This window comes from Pseudomonas sp. LBUM1644 (assembly GCF_059716195.1).
This window is the reverse complement of the sequence record NZ_CP166812.1, coordinates 5,990,037-6,007,755: the sequence shown is the minus strand read 5'-3', so window position 1 is coordinate 6,007,755 and position 17,719 is coordinate 5,990,037. Positions and strand designations below refer to the sequence as shown.

Annotated in this window: 18 protein-coding genes; 12 read left to right on the top strand and 6 right to left on the bottom strand. The window is 59.9% G+C overall.

Going from position 1 to position 17,719, the window contains the following annotated elements; all coding sequences use genetic code 11:
• Positions 1-9: 9 nt before the first annotated feature.
• Positions 10-762: a DUF2059 domain-containing protein gene (locus tag ACA052_RS27625; protein ID WP_497647637.1), complete on the bottom strand. Its 753-nt coding sequence runs from the start codon at positions 760-762 to the stop codon at positions 10-12.
• A gap of 108 nt (positions 763-870) precedes the next feature.
• Between ACA052_RS27625 and ACA052_RS27620 the strand changes: the two genes are divergently transcribed.
• Together ACA052_RS27620 and ACA052_RS27615 are read left to right on the top strand one after the other, a co-directional pair.
• Positions 871-1,503, top strand: coding sequence for a 2OG-Fe(II) oxygenase (locus ACA052_RS27620; RefSeq protein ID WP_497647636.1), 633 nt, complete (start codon positions 871-873; stop codon positions 1,501-1,503).
• Positions 1,504-1,505: 2 nt separating this feature from the next.
• Positions 1,506-1,991 carry a 2-thiouracil desulfurase family protein gene (locus ACA052_RS27615; RefSeq protein ID WP_497647635.1) on the top strand — a complete coding sequence of 162 codons (486 nt, stop codon included), beginning with the start codon at positions 1,506-1,508 and terminating at the stop codon, positions 1,989-1,991.
• A gap of 129 nt (positions 1,992-2,120) precedes the next feature.
• Here the strand turns inward: ACA052_RS27615 and ACA052_RS27610 are convergent, their stop codons facing one another.
• Positions 2,121-2,705 (bottom strand): transporter substrate-binding domain-containing protein, encoded by a 585-nt coding sequence (locus tag ACA052_RS27610; protein WP_497647634.1) that lies wholly within the window; start codon positions 2,703-2,705, stop codon positions 2,121-2,123.
• A 135-nt stretch (positions 2,706-2,840) separates the two neighbouring features.
• On the opposite strand from ACA052_RS27610, the gene ACA052_RS27605 reads away from it, so the two are divergent.
• A complete protein-coding gene (locus tag ACA052_RS27605) occupies positions 2,841-3,266 on the top strand; it encodes a DUF4399 domain-containing protein (RefSeq protein ID WP_497647633.1) in 426 nt (141 codons plus the stop codon).
• Positions 3,267-3,330: 64 nt separating this feature from the next.
• On the opposite strand, the gene serA is transcribed toward ACA052_RS27605, so the two are convergent.
• The gene (gene serA, locus ACA052_RS27600) at positions 3,331-4,560 is read right to left on the bottom strand and encodes a phosphoglycerate dehydrogenase (RefSeq protein WP_497647632.1); all 1,230 of its coding nucleotides are present in this window, start codon (positions 4,558-4,560) and stop codon (positions 3,331-3,333) included.
• 204 nt (positions 4,561-4,764) lie between these two features.
• Here serA and ACA052_RS27595 point away from each other — a divergent pair, with 204 nt between their 5' ends.
• The 4 genes from ACA052_RS27595 to ACA052_RS27580 all read left to right on the top strand — a co-directional run bounded on the left by ACA052_RS27595 (position 4,765) and on the right by ACA052_RS27580 (position 9,158).
• A complete protein-coding gene (locus tag ACA052_RS27595; protein ID WP_497647631.1) occupies positions 4,765-6,159 on the top strand; it encodes a D-2-hydroxyglutarate dehydrogenase in 1,395 nt (464 codons plus the stop codon).
• A gap of 36 nt (positions 6,160-6,195) precedes the next feature.
• Complete coding sequence (locus ACA052_RS27590; RefSeq protein WP_497647630.1) at positions 6,196-6,861, top strand: fumarylacetoacetate hydrolase family protein; 666 nt, start codon at positions 6,196-6,198, stop codon at positions 6,859-6,861.
• Between the two features lie 178 nt (positions 6,862-7,039).
• The gene (locus tag ACA052_RS27585) at positions 7,040-7,969 is read left to right on the top strand and encodes an SdiA-regulated domain-containing protein (protein WP_497647629.1); all 930 of its coding nucleotides are present in this window, start codon (positions 7,040-7,042) and stop codon (positions 7,967-7,969) included.
• Positions 7,970-8,240: 271 nt separating this feature from the next.
• Positions 8,241-9,158: an SdiA-regulated domain-containing protein gene (locus tag ACA052_RS27580; RefSeq protein ID WP_497647628.1), complete on the top strand. Its 918-nt coding sequence runs from the start codon at positions 8,241-8,243 to the stop codon at positions 9,156-9,158.
• 116 nt (positions 9,159-9,274) lie between these two features.
• Here ACA052_RS27580 and rpiA read toward each other — a convergent pair whose 3' ends face one another.
• Positions 9,275-9,946, bottom strand: a complete 672-nt coding sequence (gene rpiA, locus ACA052_RS27575; protein WP_497647627.1) for a ribose-5-phosphate isomerase RpiA — start codon at positions 9,944-9,946, stop codon at positions 9,275-9,277.
• Between the two features lie 326 nt (positions 9,947-10,272).
• On the opposite strand from rpiA, the gene ilvA reads away from it, so the two are divergent.
• Both ilvA and ACA052_RS27565 read left to right on the top strand, forming a co-directional pair.
• Positions 10,273-11,787, top strand: coding sequence for a threonine ammonia-lyase, biosynthetic (gene ilvA, locus ACA052_RS27570; RefSeq protein WP_497647626.1), 1,515 nt, complete (start codon positions 10,273-10,275; stop codon positions 11,785-11,787).
• A 39-nt stretch (positions 11,788-11,826) separates the two neighbouring features.
• Positions 11,827-12,252: a DUF2269 domain-containing protein gene (locus tag ACA052_RS27565; protein WP_497647625.1), complete on the top strand. Its 426-nt coding sequence runs from the start codon at positions 11,827-11,829 to the stop codon at positions 12,250-12,252.
• 86 nt (positions 12,253-12,338) lie between these two features.
• Here the strand turns inward: ACA052_RS27565 and ACA052_RS27560 are convergent, their stop codons facing one another.
• Positions 12,339-12,995 (bottom strand): histidinol-phosphatase, encoded by a 657-nt coding sequence (locus tag ACA052_RS27560; RefSeq protein ID WP_497647624.1) that lies wholly within the window; start codon positions 12,993-12,995, stop codon positions 12,339-12,341.
• 143 nt (positions 12,996-13,138) lie between these two features.
• Between ACA052_RS27560 and ACA052_RS27555 the strand changes: the two genes are divergently transcribed.
• Both ACA052_RS27555 and ptsP read left to right on the top strand, forming a co-directional pair.
• Positions 13,139-13,618 carry an RNA pyrophosphohydrolase gene (locus tag ACA052_RS27555; protein ID WP_007945562.1) on the top strand — a complete coding sequence of 160 codons (480 nt, stop codon included), beginning with the start codon at positions 13,139-13,141 and terminating at the stop codon, positions 13,616-13,618.
• A 22-nt stretch (positions 13,619-13,640) separates the two neighbouring features.
• Positions 13,641-15,920: a phosphoenolpyruvate--protein phosphotransferase gene (gene ptsP, locus ACA052_RS27550; RefSeq protein ID WP_497647623.1), complete on the top strand. Its 2,280-nt coding sequence runs from the start codon at positions 13,641-13,643 to the stop codon at positions 15,918-15,920.
• A gap of 79 nt (positions 15,921-15,999) precedes the next feature.
• On the opposite strand, the gene ACA052_RS27545 is transcribed toward ptsP, so the two are convergent.
• Entirely contained in the window at positions 16,000-16,746 is a 747-nt protein-coding gene (locus ACA052_RS27545; RefSeq protein WP_497647622.1) for an NRDE family protein, read from the bottom strand.
• A gap of 121 nt (positions 16,747-16,867) precedes the next feature.
• Here ACA052_RS27545 and ACA052_RS27540 point away from each other — a divergent pair, with 121 nt between their 5' ends.
• Entirely contained in the window at positions 16,868-17,650 is a 783-nt protein-coding gene (locus tag ACA052_RS27540) for a sulfite exporter TauE/SafE family protein (RefSeq protein WP_497647621.1), read from the top strand.
• Positions 17,651-17,719: the final 69 nt, after the last annotated feature.

Here is a 17,719-nt window from a genome sequence, read left to right as displayed (position 1 = left end):
GCGCCGAAATTACTGGCTCAGGTTCGAAGGATTCTGCCCCACCGCCAACCCCGCCCGAATCGCCGCCAACGCTGCCTGGTAATACGCCTTGCCTTCAGCCGACTCGGCAAACGTCGCAAACTCTTCAAGCTCTTCATCCGACAGGTCGCGATACACATACAGCAGCGTGTTGTTCAGGTCGCTGCCGATCTGGTCCATCAAGCGCTGGCGCTGACCGTTCAACAGGCCTTGCGCCTGACCACCGCCGAGCAGGCCGGGGATCATCGAACTCAAGCTGTCGGCCGCGACACCGGCAATCGCCAGGCTGACTTCAGCGCCGGCTTCGCGAGCGGGCAGGGCCTGGGCCAGGTGGCCGATGATCAGCATGCGGCTGTCGCTGGCCTGCATCTTGGGCAAGCCCTTGGCGTTTTTCGCCAGTTGATCGCGGCGGGTCGCCAGCAATTCGGCGGCAACGATTTTCTTGCCCAGGGGTGACTGAAAAAACGTCAGTGCGGGCTTCGGATCGGCGAGTGTCTTGCGCAGTTGAGCTTCGGCGCGCTGGTCTACGGCCTGCGGGGCAAAACGCTGATTGCTGTTGTCGACCAATGCCTGGAACACCGCCGGTGGCAGGCTGTTCTGGTAGCGCTGCTGGGCGGCTGAGAGGGCGTCGTTGAAATGCGCGCGTTGGTCTGGCCAACCGGCGACCTTGTACAACTGGTCGTGGCCGTCTGCCCAAGCGGGCAAAACACAGAGCATCAACAGTGAAAAAAGCAAACGGCGCATAGGGACTCCTGTCAGCAGCCGACTATTCTCCGTGCGGCATACGGACTTGTCGAGAATTCGTATCAAGCCGCCGCGTGGCTCTGTCGGATTTCCAGGCACAGGAATACTATGCGCGCCATGCCAATATCCTCTGATCACCCGCTGCTGTTACGTATCGTCGACGACCTCGCTGCACGCGGCTGGTCGCAGCAGGACATTTTCCTGCCTGAAGGTCTGACACGTGAACTGGCGGCCGAGTGCCGTAAACGTGCTGTCGAGGGTGAACTGGCCCCAGCCGCTGTGGGGCGCGGGCCGTCATCGGAGGTTCGCGAGGGGATTCGCGGCGACCACATCCAATGGATCGAACCCGGTCAGGCCCCGGCGTGTGACAGCTATCTGCAGTTGATGGACAGCCTGCGCGAGGCGATGAATCGGGGTTTGTACCTGGGTCTTGAGGAGTTCGAATGCCATTTTGCGTTGTACCCGCCCGGGGCGTTCTACCTCAAGCATCTCGACCGGTTCCGCGACGACGACCGGCGCATGGTGTCGGCGGTGGTGTATCTCAATGACGACTGGCTGCCCGAGCACGGCGGTCAATTGCGCATGTACCTGAATGAGGGCGTCGAATACGATGTGTTGCCTACCGGCGCAAGCCTGGTGGTGTTCATGTCGGGAGAAGTCCCTCACGAAGTCCTGCCCGCGACCCGCGATCGCCTGTCGTTGACCGGTTGGTTCCGGCGTCGTGGCAACGAGCCGTTCTGATCATGCAAAAGATTCTGGTAAGCCGCTGTCTGCTGGGGCACCGCGTGCGATACGACGGCGGGGCCAGCGGTCCGTTCGATCAACTGCAGCAGTGGCTCGATGAGGGTCGGGTCGTGCCGTTGTGCCCGGAGGTTGCCGGAGGATTGCCGACGCCAAGGGCCGCAGCGGAAATCCGGGGCGGGCAGGGTGCTGAAGTGCTGGATGGCCATGCCTCGGTGATCACCACGGAGGGCGCGGATGTCAGCGCCGAGTTTCTTTCGGGGGCTTATCAGGCGCTGGAACGGGTGCAAAAGCACGGCATCCGGATTGCGGTGCTGAAGGCTAACAGTCCGTCTTGCGGGAATTTGTTGACGTATGACGGGACGTTCAGCGGCGTCAAGATCAGCGGTGAAGGCGTCACCGCTGCGTTGCTAAAACGCCATGGCGTGCAAGTGTTCAGTGAGCTGGAGTTGCCTCAAGCCGCGCAGGCCTTGGCAACACTCAGCTAACAATCTACACAAAACCACTGTGGGAGCGAGCCTGCTCGCGAAGGCGATGTGTCTGGCAGCCTAAATGTCGACTGACACATCGCTTTCGCGAGCAGGCTCGCTCCCACAGGGATATTCGCCAAGTTTAAATCAGGGCTTGGGCGCCACGCTTGTGTCTGCCCCGAACCACTTCTGCGACAACGCCTCCAGCCGGCCATCCGCCTTGATCCGCTGCAACGCGTTCTCCAGGCTGGCGTGAAACGCCGGGTTTCCCTTCTGGAATGGAATCGCCAGGCTCACCGTCGGGCTCTCCTTCGGCTTCTCTTGCGCCAGCGACTGAACCAGCAGCATCGAGCGCGGCTCTTCTTTCTGCGCGATCAATTGTGCATTGGTGTGGCTGTAAGGTTCGGTGAAGTCGAAACGATCCTTGAGCTCCGAGGTCACTGTTATGTGGTTGATGGCGATGTCGTACTTGCCGGTTTCAACGCCGGGCAACAAATCGCTGGCGTCGGTGACGACGAAGTCAGCCCGCACATCCAGCTCGTTGGCCAGTAGCTGGCCCAGGTCGACTTCGAACCCCGTGAGTTTGCCATCGTCCTTGAAGTTGAAAGGCGGTGTATTAGCTTCAAGGGCAATGCGCAGTTCGCCACGGTCGTTTACATCGTCAATCAGTTCGGCATGAGCCAAAGGGCTCAGAAGGGGCAGCAGGCAGATCAGGCCAGGCAAAAAACGCATGGTCACTCCTTTGAATTCATTATCGCGACGCTCTGGTTCAGGCTCGCTTTGCTATGGTTATCGAGTGCCTTCGACAACAAATGGCCGTGAAGTTGTCATGACTGCGCGGATTTTAAGAAAAAACTGGAGAAGAGAATGAAAACCTTTATGTCACGAGCAACGTTAGCAGGCTTGTTGCTGAGTGCGTCGATGCTGGCAACAGCGGCGACTCCTGCTCCCGAGGGTGCAGAAGTGTTCATTGTTTCCCCGGCCGACGGTGCCACCGTCAGCCAGGAGTTCCTGGTCAAATTCGGCGTCAAGGATGTCTCACTCGCCCCGGCAGGGGATGTCACCAAGAACACGGGGCACCACCACTTGCTGATTGACGTCGACAAGCTCCCGGTCGCCGGCGCGCCGATTCCGCTGGATGCCAACCATATGCACTTCGGCAAGGCACAAACCGAGGCCACCCTCAAACTGGCGCCAGGCAAGCACACCTTGCAGCTCGAACTGGGCGACAGTGGCCACATGCCGTTCGATCCGCCGATCGTTTCGAAAAAAATTACCGTGACTGTGAAGTAACTTTTTCACAGGCATGAAAAAGGGAGCTCCGAGGAGCTCCCTTTTTTTGTCGCTCAAGTTGCTATCAGAACAACACGCGGCAACGAATGGTGCCGTTGATGTGCTGCAGCTTCTCTTGCGCCAGGTCCGAGTACTCGGCGTCGACGTCGATCACCACGTAGCCGACTTTCTCGTTGGTCTGCAGGAACTGACCGGAGATGTTGATGCCGTTTTCGGCGAAGACCTTGTTGATCTCGCTCATCACACCCGGGATGTTCTCGTGGATGTGCAGCAGGCGGTGCTTGCCCGGGTGAGCCGGCAAGGCCACTTCCGGGAAGTTCACGGACGATACCGAAGTACCGTTGTCGCTGTACTTGACCAGCTTTTCTGCCACTTCCAGACCGATGTTGGCTTGTGCCTCAGCGGTGGAACCACCGATGTGCGGGGTCAGGATCACGTTGTCCAGGCCACGCAGCGGGCTTTCGAACTCTTCGTCGTTGGAGCGCGGCTCCACCGGGAATACGTCGATGGCCGCGCCGATCAGGTGCTTGTCCTTGATCGCGTCCGCCAGGGCTTGCAGTTCGACCACGGTGCCGCGAGCAGCGTTGATCAGGATGCCGCCCTTCTTGATGGCGCGGATTTCCTTCTCGCCGATCATCCACTGGGTCGCAGCGGTTTCCGGAACGTGCAGGGTGACGATGTCGGACATGCCCAGCAGATCAGTCAGCTTACCGACCTGAGTCGCGTTACCCAGTGGCAGCTTGGTCACGGTGTCGTAGAAGTACACCTGCATGCCCAGGCCTTCAGCCAGGACCGACAGTTGAGTACCGATCGAGCCGTAACCGACGATACCCAGTTTCTTGCCGCGGATTTCGAAGGAGTTGGCCGCGCTCTTGATCCAGCCGCCACGGTGGCAGGAAGCGTTCTTCTCAGGGATGCCGCGCAGCAACAGGATCGCTTCGGCCAGTACCAGCTCGGCGACGGAGCGCGTGTTGGAGTACGGTGCGTTGAACACCGCGATGCCGCGTTCGCGAGCCGCGTTCAGGTCGACCTGGTTGGTGCCGATGCAGAAACAACCTACAGCGACAAGCTTCTTCGCGTGATCGAAGATCTCTTCGGTCAGTTGAGTGCGGGAGCGAATGCCGATGAAGTGAGCATCAGCGATCTTTTCCTTCAGCTGGGCTTCCGGCAGAGAACCTGTGAGGTACTCAATGCTGGTGTAGCCCGCCGACTTGAGGACGTCGACAGCCGATTGGTGGACGCCTTCGAGAAGAAGGAACTTGATCTTGCTCTTATCGAGAGAAGTCTTGCTCATCTGCGTAAACCTGTATCCCGGAGAAAAATGGCAGGAAATAGCCAGCAGACGCTGACCCGGACGGCAAGAAGGCCGTCACCGCAATATGGCCGTTGGGCACTATGCTGCGGGGTCGGTATGCTAGCATATGCACCCCGCTAAACACTCATTCCTGCGACGTGAAGCGTTCTCAGGATGACCATGAATTGTTCGAGAGTTCTGTCGATGACCAATCCTGCCCTGATTGAAGAGCTGAAGACCCTGGTTGAGCCTGGCAAGGTGCTGACCGATGCCGACTCCCTGAATGCTTACGGTAAGGATTGGACCAAGCATTTCGCCCCGGCCCCGACCGCCATCGTGTTCCCCAAGACCACCGAGCAGGTCCAGGCCATTGTCCGTTGGGCCAATGAAAACAAGGTGGCACTGGTGCCGTCCGGTGGTCGTACCGGGCTTTCCGCTGCTGCCGTCGCGGCGAATGGCGAAGTGGTCGTGTCCTTCGACTACATGAACCAGATTCTCGAGGTGAACCTGACCGACCGCACCGCCGTGTGCCAGCCAGGCGTGGTCACCGAGCACTTGCAGAACGTGGCCGAAGAAAAAGGCCTGTACTACCCGGTGGACTTCGCGTCGGCAGGTTCGAGCCAGATTGGCGGCAATATCGGCACCAATGCCGGCGGGATCAAGGTCATTCGCTACGGCATGACCCGCAATTGGGTAGCAGGCATGAAAGTCGTCACCGGCAAGGGCGATCTGCTGGAACTGAACCGCGACCTGATCAAGAACGCCACCGGCTACGACCTGCGTCAGCTGTTTATCGGTGCTGAAGGCACCCTCGGTTTCGTGGTCGAAGCGACCATGCGTCTGGACCGTGCGCCGAAAAACCTTACTGCGATGGTGCTCGGCACCACTGACTTCGACTCGATCATGCCGGTGTTGCACGCGTTCCAGAGCAAACTCGACCTGACCGCCTTCGAATTCTTCTCCGACAAAGCCTTGGCCAAGGTCATGGCGCGCGGTGACGTGCCAGCGCCGTTTGAAACCGATTGCCCGTTCTACGCGCTGCTGGAATTCGAAGCGACCACTGAAGAAGTGGCCAACCATGCGCTGGAAACTTTCGAGCACTGCGTCGAGCAGGGCTGGGTGCTGGACGGCGTGATGAGCCAGAGCGAAACCCAGCTGCAGAATCTCTGGAAGCTGCGCGAATACATCTCCGAAACCATTTCCCACTGGACGCCGTACAAAAACGACATTTCGGTCACTGTGTCGAAAGTCCCGGCGTTCCTGAAGGAAATCGACGCGATCGTCGGTGAGCACTACCCGGATTTCGAAATCGTCTGGTTCGGCCACATCGGCGACGGCAACCTGCACTTGAACATCCTCAAGCCGGATAACCTGAGCAAAGACGAGTTCTTCGCCAAGTGCGCGACCGTGAACAAGTGGGTGTTCGAAACCGTCGAGAAGTACAACGGTTCGATTTCCGCCGAGCACGGCGTGGGCATGACCAAGCGTGATTACTTGACCTACAGTCGCTCGCCGGTTGAGATCGAGTACATGAAAGCCGTCAAAGCGGTGTTCGACCCGAACGGCATCATGAACCCAGGCAAGATTTTCGCTGTTTGACTTTTGAATTTAAGCGCTACGAACCAGGAGTCGGTAATGAGCTATCAGCACCAGTATGTCGACGGTACGCGTATTCACTTCCCGCTGGGGAAAGTGGTGTGCATTGGCCGCAACTACGCCGAGCACGCCAAGGAACTGGACAACCCGGTGCCTACCGAACCGCTGCTGTTTATCAAGCCGGGCAGTTGTGTGGTGTCGCTGGAAGGCGGTTTTGCCATTCCGACCGAGCGCGGCTCGGTTCACTACGAAGCAGAAATCGCGGTGCTGATCGGCAAGCCTTTGTCGACCAAACCGAGCCGTGAAGAAGTGCTGGATGCCATCTCCGGTTTTGCCCCGGCCCTGGACCTGACGCTGCGCGACAAGCAGGCCGAGCTGAAATCCAAAGGCCTGCCCTGGGAAATCGCCAAGTCGTTCGACGGCGCGGCGGTGATTGCGCCTTTCGTGTCTGGCAGCACCTTTGCCGACCTGACCGACATCGGCATTCGCCTGACCATCAATGGCGAAGTGCGCCAGGATGGCAACAGCAAGGACATGCTCAACCCGATCGTGCCGATGATCCAGCACATGGCCGGCTGCTTCTCGCTGCAGGCCGGTGACGTGATCCTCACCGGAACGCCGGTGGGCGTTGGCCCGCTGAATGTCGGCGACGAGCTGGTCCTGGAGTTGCCAGGCGCCAGCAGCTTCACCAGCAGCGTCCGCTAAAAAAGCAAAAGATCGCAGCCTTCGGCAGCTCCTACACCGATTCTGTAGGAGCTGCCGAAGGCTGCGATCTTTTGATCTTGGCTGCCCGCACAGGGCTTTGTCGCCCGGGGCTTCTGGCGTCTGAGCCTGCCCGTTTGTGCTATTACCTTTGGCCTGAATTTCTGGAACGCATCCCCTGATGGCAACGCAACCGCTCCCGACGCTGCAAACCCCTCGCCGCCCCCGCTTCTTCATGCGCTGGTATTACTGGCTTTTGCTGGCTCTCGTGGCGGGCTACGGCCTCGCGTTTGCGATGCATTGGGATGATCGCGGTGTGCTGTGGTTGCATGAGCGTTTCGAAACCCCAAGCGAACGTCAGGCCAGCATCTGGCTACCGGATTACCATGCGGTCATCGATGCCAAGCGGCTACCGGGCATGGAAAAGGATGAAGCGTCGGACCTGGCCTACGACCCGCAAACCAAAACCCTGTTTTCGGTGATGGGCAAAAACCCGTTCCTGGTCGAACTGACCTTGCAGGGCGACGTGTTGCGCAAGATGCCGCTGGTAGGTTGGAGCAACCCGGAAGCGGTGACCGTCATGGGCAATGGCCTGCTGGCCATCGTCGATGAGCGCCAACACCTGCTCACCATCGTCAAGGTCGATGCCGATACCCGCGAACTGAACATCGCCAACTTCCCGAAATACGACCTCGGTCCTTCAAAAGACCAGAACAAGGCGTTCGAAGCCGTTGTCTGGGATGCGCGCAATCGGCAAATGTTGCTGGGTGAAGAGCGTCCTCCGGCGCTGTTCACCTGGAAAAGCAGCGATGGTCAAACCCTCACCGGCGACAAGCAGAAGCTTGCCAGTGACGAACTGGACATTCGTAACCTGTCAGCCCTGGCCATCGATTCGCGCACGGGCCACACCCTGGTGCTGTCCGCCGACTCGCACTTGTTGCTGGAGTTGGACGAGAAGGGCGAACAAGTCAGTTTCATGACGTTGCTGGGTGGCTTCAACGGTCTGGAGAAGACCATCCCTCGCGCCGAAGGCGTGACCATGGACGAAGCCGGCACGCTGTACATGGTGAGCGAGCCGAACCTGTTCTATCGCTTCGAAAAGCAGAAATAAAACCGCTCCACTGCTTCGAAAAACAACCCCGACCCTGTTCTGCCGCTTTGGAAAACAACACCGCACCCCTGTAGGAGCTGCCGAAGGCAGCGATCTTTTGATCTTCTGGCGATGCTGAAGCTGCCGAAGGTCAAGGTCAAAAGATCGCAGCCTGCGGCAGCTCCTACAGGGGGCGAATTCGGAAGTTGTGGTTCAGCGCAGCTGGCCATTAAGCTTGAATTCATACAGGCGTGATATTTCATCCGCCTGTTTTGTCTCCGAGCTTCCCTGAATGCGCCGACTTGCCCGCCCCAAACCCCTGATTCTGATCCTGGCAGTGATTGCACTGATCGCGCTGGCCGCGGTCGGCCAATACATGCGCCTGTTCGAACGTGCCTGGTTCAATCTGCACACGCTTTGGCAGCCGGAGAGCGAGCTGTCCATCGGTCTGGATCGCTATCAGGTCACGGTCGAAGCGCGGGTGATTGACGGCCTGGACGACGATGTGTCGGCGCTGACGTTCGATCCGGTGCGCAAAAGCCTGTTCACGGTCACCAACAAAAACTCCGAGTTGATCGAACTCTCGCTGGACGGGCGGATTATCCGGCGCATCGCACTGGTCGGTTTTGGCGACCCGGAAGCAGTGGAGTTCATCAGCGCCGACACTTACGTGATCACCGACGAGCATCAGCATCGCCTGATCAAGATTCATCTTGAACAGGACACCACGTTCCTCGATGCGGCGGATGCCGAACAGATGACCCTCGGCGTGCACATGAGCGGCAACAAGGGCTTCGAAGGGCTGGCTTACGATTCGGTGGGCAAGCGGCTGTTCGTTGCCAAGGAGCGCGACCCGATGCTGATTTACGAGGTGCAGGGTTTTCCGCATTACAACCCGGAAAAATCCTACGCAGTGCATGTGGTCAACAACCCGAAACGCGATGCCGGGATGTTTGTGCGAGACCTGTCGAGCCTGCAATACGATGAGCGCAGCGGCCATCTGCTGGCGTTATCCGACGAATCGCGGCTAATTCTGGAGCTGGATGTGGACGGGCGACCGCTGAGCACCCTGTCACTGAACAAGGGGCGTCAGGGGTTGCAAAAGACAGTGCCGCAAGCGGAAGGCATCGCCATGGATGACGACGGCACTCTCTATCTCGTCAGCGAACCGAACCTGTTCTACGTCTTCAAAAAACCACCGCAACCCTAATCAACACCCCTGTAGGAGCTGCCGCAGGCTGCGATCTTTTGATCGTTTGGGCCAACAATATTGCCGAAGATCAAAAGATCGCAGCCTGCGGCAGCTCCTACGGGAGGTGCGAGGTATCAGGCCTTGAGGGTTTTCACGCCTTCGCTGGTACCCAGCAACAACAAATCCGCCGGACGTGCCGCGAACAAGCCGTTGGTGACTACGCCGACGATGGCGTTGATCTGGCTTTCCAGCTCCACGGGGTTGGTGATCTGCATGTTGAACACGTCGAGGATGATATTGCCGTTGTCGGTCAGCACGCCTTCACGGTAAACCGGGTCGCCACCGAGCTTCACCAGTTCGCGGGCCACATGGCTGCGGGCCATCGGGATCACTTCGACCGGCAGCGGGAACGCGCCGAGGACCGGCACCAGTTTGCTGGCGTCGGCGATGCAGATGAAAGTCTTGGCCACGGCCGCGACAATCTTCTCGCGGGTCAGGGCTGCGCCGCCGCCCTTGATCAGGTTCAGGTGCTCGTCGCTTTCATCGGCGCCGTCGACGTAGAACTCCAGGTCGCTGACGGTATTCAGCTCATACACTGGAATGCCATGGCCCTTGAGGCGCGCGGCGGTGGCTTCGGAGCTGGCGACCGCGCCATCGAACGCACCCTTGTGCCGGGCCAGGGCATCGATGAAGCAATTGGCGGTGGAGCCGGTGCCGACGCCGACGATGCTCTTGTCGTCGAGTTTCGGAAGGATGAAGTCGACGGCGGCCTGAGCCACTGCCTGTTTGAGTTGATCCTGGGTCATGCGGGCTCCGAGGTGCCGAAGAGGAGAAACGAAAGGCCGGCATTATAGGCCTCGCGATGGGGAAGGTCATTGCCCGATTGGCGGGTCAAATGCGCACACCTTCACCCCGGATTACCGTAGGAGCGAGCTTGCTCGCGATGGTCGTGAACGATAACGCGTAAAACCGGATACCCCGCGGCGCCCTTGGGTTTTTCGCGAGCAAGCTCGCTCCTACGACAGGTCATGACCTTTTCCCGTGTCTAAAACCACCGGTTTAGTGTGGTCGCTTAGGCGAAAGCCGGGTTAGACTCGTTGGCCCTGCCCAACCCGCCCAGTGATGCTTTCCGATGCTCGAACAGTACGTCAAAAAGATCCTCACCTCGCGCGTTTATGACGTTGCCGTAGAAACCCCATTGCAGACTGCGCGCCAGCTCTCCGAGCGGCTGGGCAACAGTATTTTGCTCAAGCGTGAAGACTTGCAGCCGGTGTTCTCGTTCAAGATTCGTGGCGCCTACAACAAGCTGACTCAGCTCAGCGATGAAGAGCGCGCACGCGGTGTGGTCACTGCGTCGGCGGGTAACCACGCACAGGGCCTGGCCCTGGCGGCGAAAGTGCTGGGCGTGAAAGCCACCATCGTCATGCCCAAGACCACCCCGGAAATCAAGGTCGAAGGTGTGCGCTCCCGGGGCGGCAAAGTGGTGCTGCACGGGGATTCGTTCCCGGAAGCCCTGGCCTACTCGTTGAAACTGGTCGACGAAAAAGGCTACGTCTACATTCACCCCTACGACGATCCTCACACCATTGCCGGGCAGGGCACGGTGGCCATGGAGATTCTGCGTCAGCACCCTGGCCGTCTGGATGCGATTTTCGTCCCGGTGGGCGGCGGCGGTCTGATCGCCGGCATCGCGGCCTACGTGAAGTACCTGCGCCCGGAAATCAAAATCATCGGCGTCGAGCCGGACGATTCCAATTGCCTGCAAGCCGCCATGGCCGCTGGCGAGCGTGTGGTGCTGCCGACCGTGGGCATCTTCGCCGACGGCGTCGCGGTGGCCCAGATTGGCCAGCACACCTTCGACATCTGCAAAGACTATGTCGATGACGTGATCACCGTGACCACCGATGAAATCTGCGCGGCAATCAAGGACATCTACGACGATACCCGCTCGATCACTGAGCCTGCCGGTGCCTTGGGCGTGGCCGGGATCAAGAAATACGTCGAGCTGAATGGCGTCACCGGGCACACCTTCGTGGCCATCGATTCCGGCGCCAACGTCAATTTCGACCGCTTGCGCCACGTCGCCGAACGCGCCGAGCTGGGCGAGGGTCGCGAAGCCATCATCGCCGTGACCATCCCCGAGAAACCGGGCAGCTTCAAGGCGTTCTGCGAAGCCATCGGCAAGCGTCAGATCACCGAATTCAACTACCGCTACAACACCGGCAGCGAAGCGCACATTTTCGTCGGCGTACAGACGCACCCGGAAAACGACCCGCGCAGCGCGCTGATCGCCAGCCTCGGCGAACAGGGTTTCCCGGTGCTGGACCTGACCGATAACGAACTGGCCAAGCTGCACATCCGCCACATGGTCGGCGGTCGTGCGGCTCACGTCGTCGATGAAGTGATCCTGCGCTTCGAGTTCCCGGAGCGACCGGGTGCGCTGTTCAACTTCCTCAACAAGCTTGGCGGGCGCTGGAACATCTCGATGTTCCACTACCGCAATCACGGTGCGGCGGATGGTCGGGTGGTCGCGGGGCTGCAAGTGCCTCACGAAGAACGGCATCTGGTGCCCGCAGCGTTGGAAGAAATCGGCTACCCGTACTGGGACGAAAGCGACAACCCGGCCTATCTGCTGTTTCTTGGTTGAGCGGCTACGCTGATGGGCAGGTCATAAGGAAATCGAACGATGGAAACGTTAACCGCCCTGAAAGTGGCCCATGTCGTGGCGACGGTGTTGCTGTTGCTCAGTGCGCTGGGCTTGGCGATCTGGGTTTGGCGAACGCGGCGTAATGGCGATGCGACGGCTCACGCTCGGACGCTGCAGCGGCCGCGGGTGTTCATCTGGCTGCTGATGGGCCTGGCGTTGCTGAGCATGCCGTTTACCGGCTGGTGGATGGTGCATCTGGTGGGCTGGCCGTTGGGGCAGACCTGGCTGCTGGCTTCCGGCGTGCTTTACACCGTGGCAGCGTTGGGCTGGTTCTGGTTGCTGGTACGGTTGAACAAGCTGCGCAAGGCGCCGGGAGGCAGTGGTAGGTTTACGTTTGCCTTGGCATTGTTCAGCTTCGTTTGTTTTGTCGCGATTGCCGGGCTGATGGGCGCGAAACCGGGTTGAACCGAAAAAGATCGCAGCCTTCGGCAGCTCCTACAGGTGTACGCATAACCCTGTAGGAGCTGCCGAAGGCTGCGATCTTTTGATCTTCAATCACGCAACGACATGACCGGCCAACCACGCTTCTCGGCCTCAGCCCGCAAATTCGGGTCCGGATCAACCGCAACCGGATGCGTCACCTGCTCCAACAACGGCAAATCATTCATCGAGTCGCTGTAGAAGTAACTGTCTTCCAGCGAATACCCGGTCTCTTCCAGCCACCGATTCAACCGTGTCACCTTGCCTTCGCGAAAGCATGGAACGTCAGTGCTGCGCCCCGTATAACGGCCATCGACCATCTCGCACTCAGTCGCGATCAAGGTTTCAACCCCCAAACGCTCGGCAATCGGCCCGGTCACAAAACGGTTGGTGGCGGTGATGATCACCAGCTTGTCGCCAGCTGCGCGGTGCTTGGCCAGCAGTTCGATAGCCTTCGGCAGCACGATCGGTTCGATGCAGTCGCGCATGTAGTCGCTGTGCCATTGCGCCAGCGTGGCCATCTCGGTGCGGCCGAGCACTTCCAGGCAAAAATTCAGGTAGGCGGCGTTATCCAGCTTGCCGGCCAGGTAGTCCTGATAGAACTCGTCGTTGCGTGCCTTGTAGGCAACGGCATCGAGAAAGCCACGTTCGCACAGGTAATCGCCCCAGGCGTGGTCGCTGTCGCCGCCCAGAAGTGTGTTGTCCAAGTCGAATAAAGCCAGCCGCATTGCAGTTACTCGCTGAAAAGTCTGTAGAAAGGCGCCCAGAATACGGACTTTTCACAAGAGTGCACATAAGGTTGGCCGGCTCGTTGCTGCCTTCACAACCTTTGTGGAACAATGCGGCGACATGCGTTTGCGAGGTTGTTGCCGTGATCGACCCCGATGGTTTCCGCCCCAATGTCGGGATCATTCTCACGAATGATGCCGGACAGGTGCTATGGGCTCGCCGTATCAATCAGGATGCCTGGCAGTTTCCACAGGGAGGGATCAACCCCCAGGAGACGCCGGAAGACGCCTTGTACCGCGAGTTGAACGAAGAAGTGGGTCTTGAGCGCGAAGATGTTGAAATTCTCGCCTGCACCCGGGGCTGGTTGCGCTATCGTTTGCCGCAACGTTTGGTCCGTACTCACAGCCAACCGCTGTGCATCGGCCAGAAACAGAAATGGTTTCTCCTGCGCCTGATCTCCAACGAGCAGCGGGTGCGGATGGATTTGACCGGTAAACCGGAATTCGATGGCTGGCGCTGGGTCAGTTATTGGTATCCGTTGGGCCAGGTGGTGACATTCAAGCGCGAGGTGTATCGACGCGCTCTCAAAGAGCTTGCCCCGCGCCTTTTAACGCGCGACTGACGACGGAGTTCGACCCCGAGCCATGCTCAATACGCTGCGCAAGATCGTCCAGGAAGTTAACTCCGCCAAGGATCTCAAGGCGGCGTTGGGGATTATTGTGTTGCGCGTCAAAGAGGCCATGGGCAGCCAGGTCTGCTCGGTCTACCTGCTTGACCCTGAAACCAACCGCTTCGTGCTGATGGCCACCGAGGGCTTGAACAAGCGCTCGATCGGCAAAGTCAGCATGGCGCCCAACGAAGGTCTGGTTGGCCTGGTCGGCACGCGTGAAGAACCCCTGAACCTCGAAAACGCCGCGGATCACCCGCGCTACCGCTACTTCGCCGAGACCGGTGAAGAGCGCTACGCCTCATTCCTCGGGGCACCGATCATTCACCACCGCCGCGTTGTCGGCGTGTTGGTCATTCAGCAAAAGGAACGCCGCCAGTTTGATGAAGGTGAAGAAGCCTTCCTCGTGACCATGAGCGCGCAGCTCGCCGGCGTTATTGCCCACGCCGAGGCTACCGGTTCGATCCGTGGCCTGGGTCGTCAGGGCAAGGGTATCCAGGAAGCCAAGTTCATCGGCGTGCCGGGTTCGCCCGGTGCCGCCGTCGGTACGGCGGTGGTCATGCTGCCACCAGCCGATCTGGACGTGGTGCCGGACAAGACCATCACCGACATCACCGCCGAACTGGGGTTGTTCAAGACCGCCATCGAAGGCGTGCGCGCCGACATGCGTGCCTTGTCGGCCAAGCTGGCGACCCAGCTGCGGCCCGAAGAGCGTGCGCTGTTCGACGTCTATCTGATGATGCTCGACGATGCCTCGCTCGGCAGCGAAATCACCACCGTGATCAAGACCGGCCAATGGGCCCAGGGCGCGCTGCGGCAGGTGGTCACCGAACACGTCAACCGTTTCGAATTGATGGACGACGCCTACCTGCGCGAGCGTGCCTCGGACGTCAAGGACCTTGGCCGCCGCTTGCTGGCGTACTTGCAGGAAGAGCGTCAGCAGACCCTGGTTTACCCCGACAACACCATCCTGATCAGCGAAGAACTGACGCCGGCCATGCTCGGCGAGGTGCCGGAAGGCAAGCTGGTGGGCCTGGTCTCGGTACTCGGTTCCGGCAACTCCCACGTCGCGATCCTGGCGCGAGCCATGGGCATCCCGACGGTGATGGGCCTGGTCGACCTGCCGTATTCCAAGGTCGACGGCATCCAGATGATCGTCGACGGCTACCACGGCGAGGTCTATACAAACCCGAGTGACGTGCTGTGCAAGCAGTTCGCCGAAGTGGTCGAGGAAGAGAAACAGCTGTCTCTCGGGCTGGATGCGCTGCGGGACCTGCCGTGTGTGACCCTCGATGGTCACCGCATGCCGCTGTGGGTCAACACCGGCTTGCTGGCGGACGTGGCGCGTGCGCAGAAGCGCGGCGCCGAGGGTGTCGGTCTGTACCGCACCGAAGTGCCGTTCATGATCAACCAGCGTTTCCCGAGCGAAAAAGAGCAGTTGGCGATTTATCGCGAGCAGCTCGCCGCGTTCCATCCACAACCGGTGACCATGCGCAGCCTGGACATCGGCGGTGACAAGGCGCTGTCGTACTTCCCGATCAAGGAAGACAACCCGTTCCTCGGCTGGCGCGGCATTCGCGTCACCCTTGACCACCCGGAAATCTTCCTGGTCCAGACCCGCGCCATGCTCAAGGCCAGCGAAGGCCTGAACAATCTGCGGATCTTGCTGCCGATGATCTCCGGCACTCACGAGCTGGAAGAAGCCTTGCACCTGATTCACCGGGCCTGGGGCGAAGTCCGCGATGAGGGCACGGATGTGCCGATGCCGCCGATTGGCGTGATGATCGAGATCCCTGCGGCGGTGTATCAGACCAAGGAACTGGCGCGGCAGGTGGACTTCCTGTCGGTCGGCTCCAACGACTTGACCCAGTACCTGCTGGCCGTGGACCGCAACAACCCGAGGGTGGCCGATCTCTACGACTATCTGCATCCGGCGGTGCTGCAAGCCTTGCAGAACGTGGTGCGTGACGCCCATGCCGAAGGCAAGCCTGTGAGTATCTGCGGCGAAATGGCCGGTGACCCGGCGGCGGCGGTGCTGTTGATGGCGATGGGTTTCGACAGCTTGTCGATGAACGCCACCAACTTGCCGAAAGTGAAGTGGATGCTGCGTCAGATCAACCTGAGCAGGGCCAAGGAATTACTGGCGGAGCTGATGACCATCGACAACCCGCAGGTTATCCACAGTTCGCTGCAACTGGCGCTGAAGAACCTTGGGTTGGCGCGGATGATCAATCCGGCTTCGGTCAAGACCCTTTAAAAGCGAAAAGATCGCAGCCTTCGGCAGCTCCTACAGGGGTTACGCGTACTACTGTAGGAGCTGCCGAAGGCTGCGATCTTTAGATCTTGATCTCAACCTCCCCAAGATGCCCGCCATACGGCCCGAAACTCCGCTCGACCATCACCCGCGTCCCATCGGCCTGAACAATCAACGCCGTGCTCGCCCGCGTCCCATAGCTCTGGCTGGCAATAAACACACTCGACAACAATGTCTCGGTGGCCAGACCCACCCCGGTATCCGGCAGCTCCGCAAACGGCGCCGTCTGCGGATCATTCAGTAACGCTAACAGCGCCTGGGGCTGCGGATCGTCCAGCAGTTCCTCCAGCGCCGTCCGCGCCCTCAGTAACTTGGGCCATGGCGTATCCAGCCCGGCGTTCGACAATCCATAAACCCCAGGAGGCAACATCACCGCCTCGGACCCCCGCGCATTGAAATACCACAGCTCGTTAGCATTGCCGATCAACAGGTTAAACCCGGCATATTCCATCGAACGCCGGACAACGTCGCTTAAATAGTCCTCCATTGGCATGTCGCCACTGAGAAACCGTGCCACCAGCTCACCCCGTGACGTGCGTGCGGGTGGTTGATGCGGATCACGGATATTGGTCAGCGCGGCGAAACGGCCATTGGCGCCGATACCGAGCCAGGTACCACCGGCCTCAAGATCACGACCGGCATAGACGTGCGGTGCATGCGGCCATTGCGCCAGGGGCAGGCTGGGTCGGGCGTAGAATTCGTCGCGGTTGGCCGCCACGATCAGCGGTTGGGCGTGGCCCGGTCGCCAGGCGAAAACAATCAGGCACATAAGGTGATCCTTGTGTGTTTTTTGCCCACTCTACGCAGTCATTGCCTGTCGATCCATCGCCGCATGGTGGAGCTCGAGGTGGTGCATCCGTTACCATGCCGCTCTTATTTGGGGGGCGGCCATGGAATTTCTACTCTATCTCGCGCTGGGCGCCTGCGCAGGCGTGCTGGCCGGCCTGTTCGGCGTGGGCGGCGGGATCATCATCGTGCCGGTGCTGGTGTTCAGTTTCACCTTGCAGGGCTTCGACGCGTCGATCCTGACTCACCTGGCGGTCGGCACGTCCCTGGCAACGATCATCTTTACCTCGGTCAACGCGGTACGCGAGCATCACCGCCGTGGCGCCGTGCGCTGGCCGATTTTTGCCTGGTTGACCGTTGGCATCCTGATCGGCGCCGGTTTCGGCGCGCTGACCGCCGAAGCGATCTCAGGGCCGAATCTGCAGAAGATCATCGGCGTATTCGCCCTGGTCATCGCCGCGCAGCTGGCGCTGGACGTCAAACCGAAGGCCAGCCGAACGGTGCCGGGTAAAGTCGGTCTGACCGTGGCCGGAAGTGTGATTGGCTGGGCCTCGGCGATTTTCGGGATTGGCGGCGGTTCGCTGACCGTGCCGTTCCTGACGTGGCGCAGCGTGCCGATGCAGCAAGCCGTGGCCACCTCGTCGGCCTGCGGCCTGCCGATTGCGTTGGCCAGTGCATTGAGTTTCATGATTCTGGGCTGGCACGATCCGTTGCTGCCGGCCCATAGTCTCGGTTTTATTTATTTGCCGGCGCTGCTGGGGATTGCCCTGACCAGCATGTTTTTCGCCCGCATCGGCGCACGACTGGCCCACAGGCTGTCGCCGAAGTTGCTGAAACGCCTGTTCGCCGCTTTGCTGTTCTGCGTAGGCCTGAGCTTCCTGCTCTAGCACGCGTCGCAATGCTGGCTTAATCCTGAGGTGGCAGCGTCGCCCGGGAATTTTGAAGGTTTCAACTCT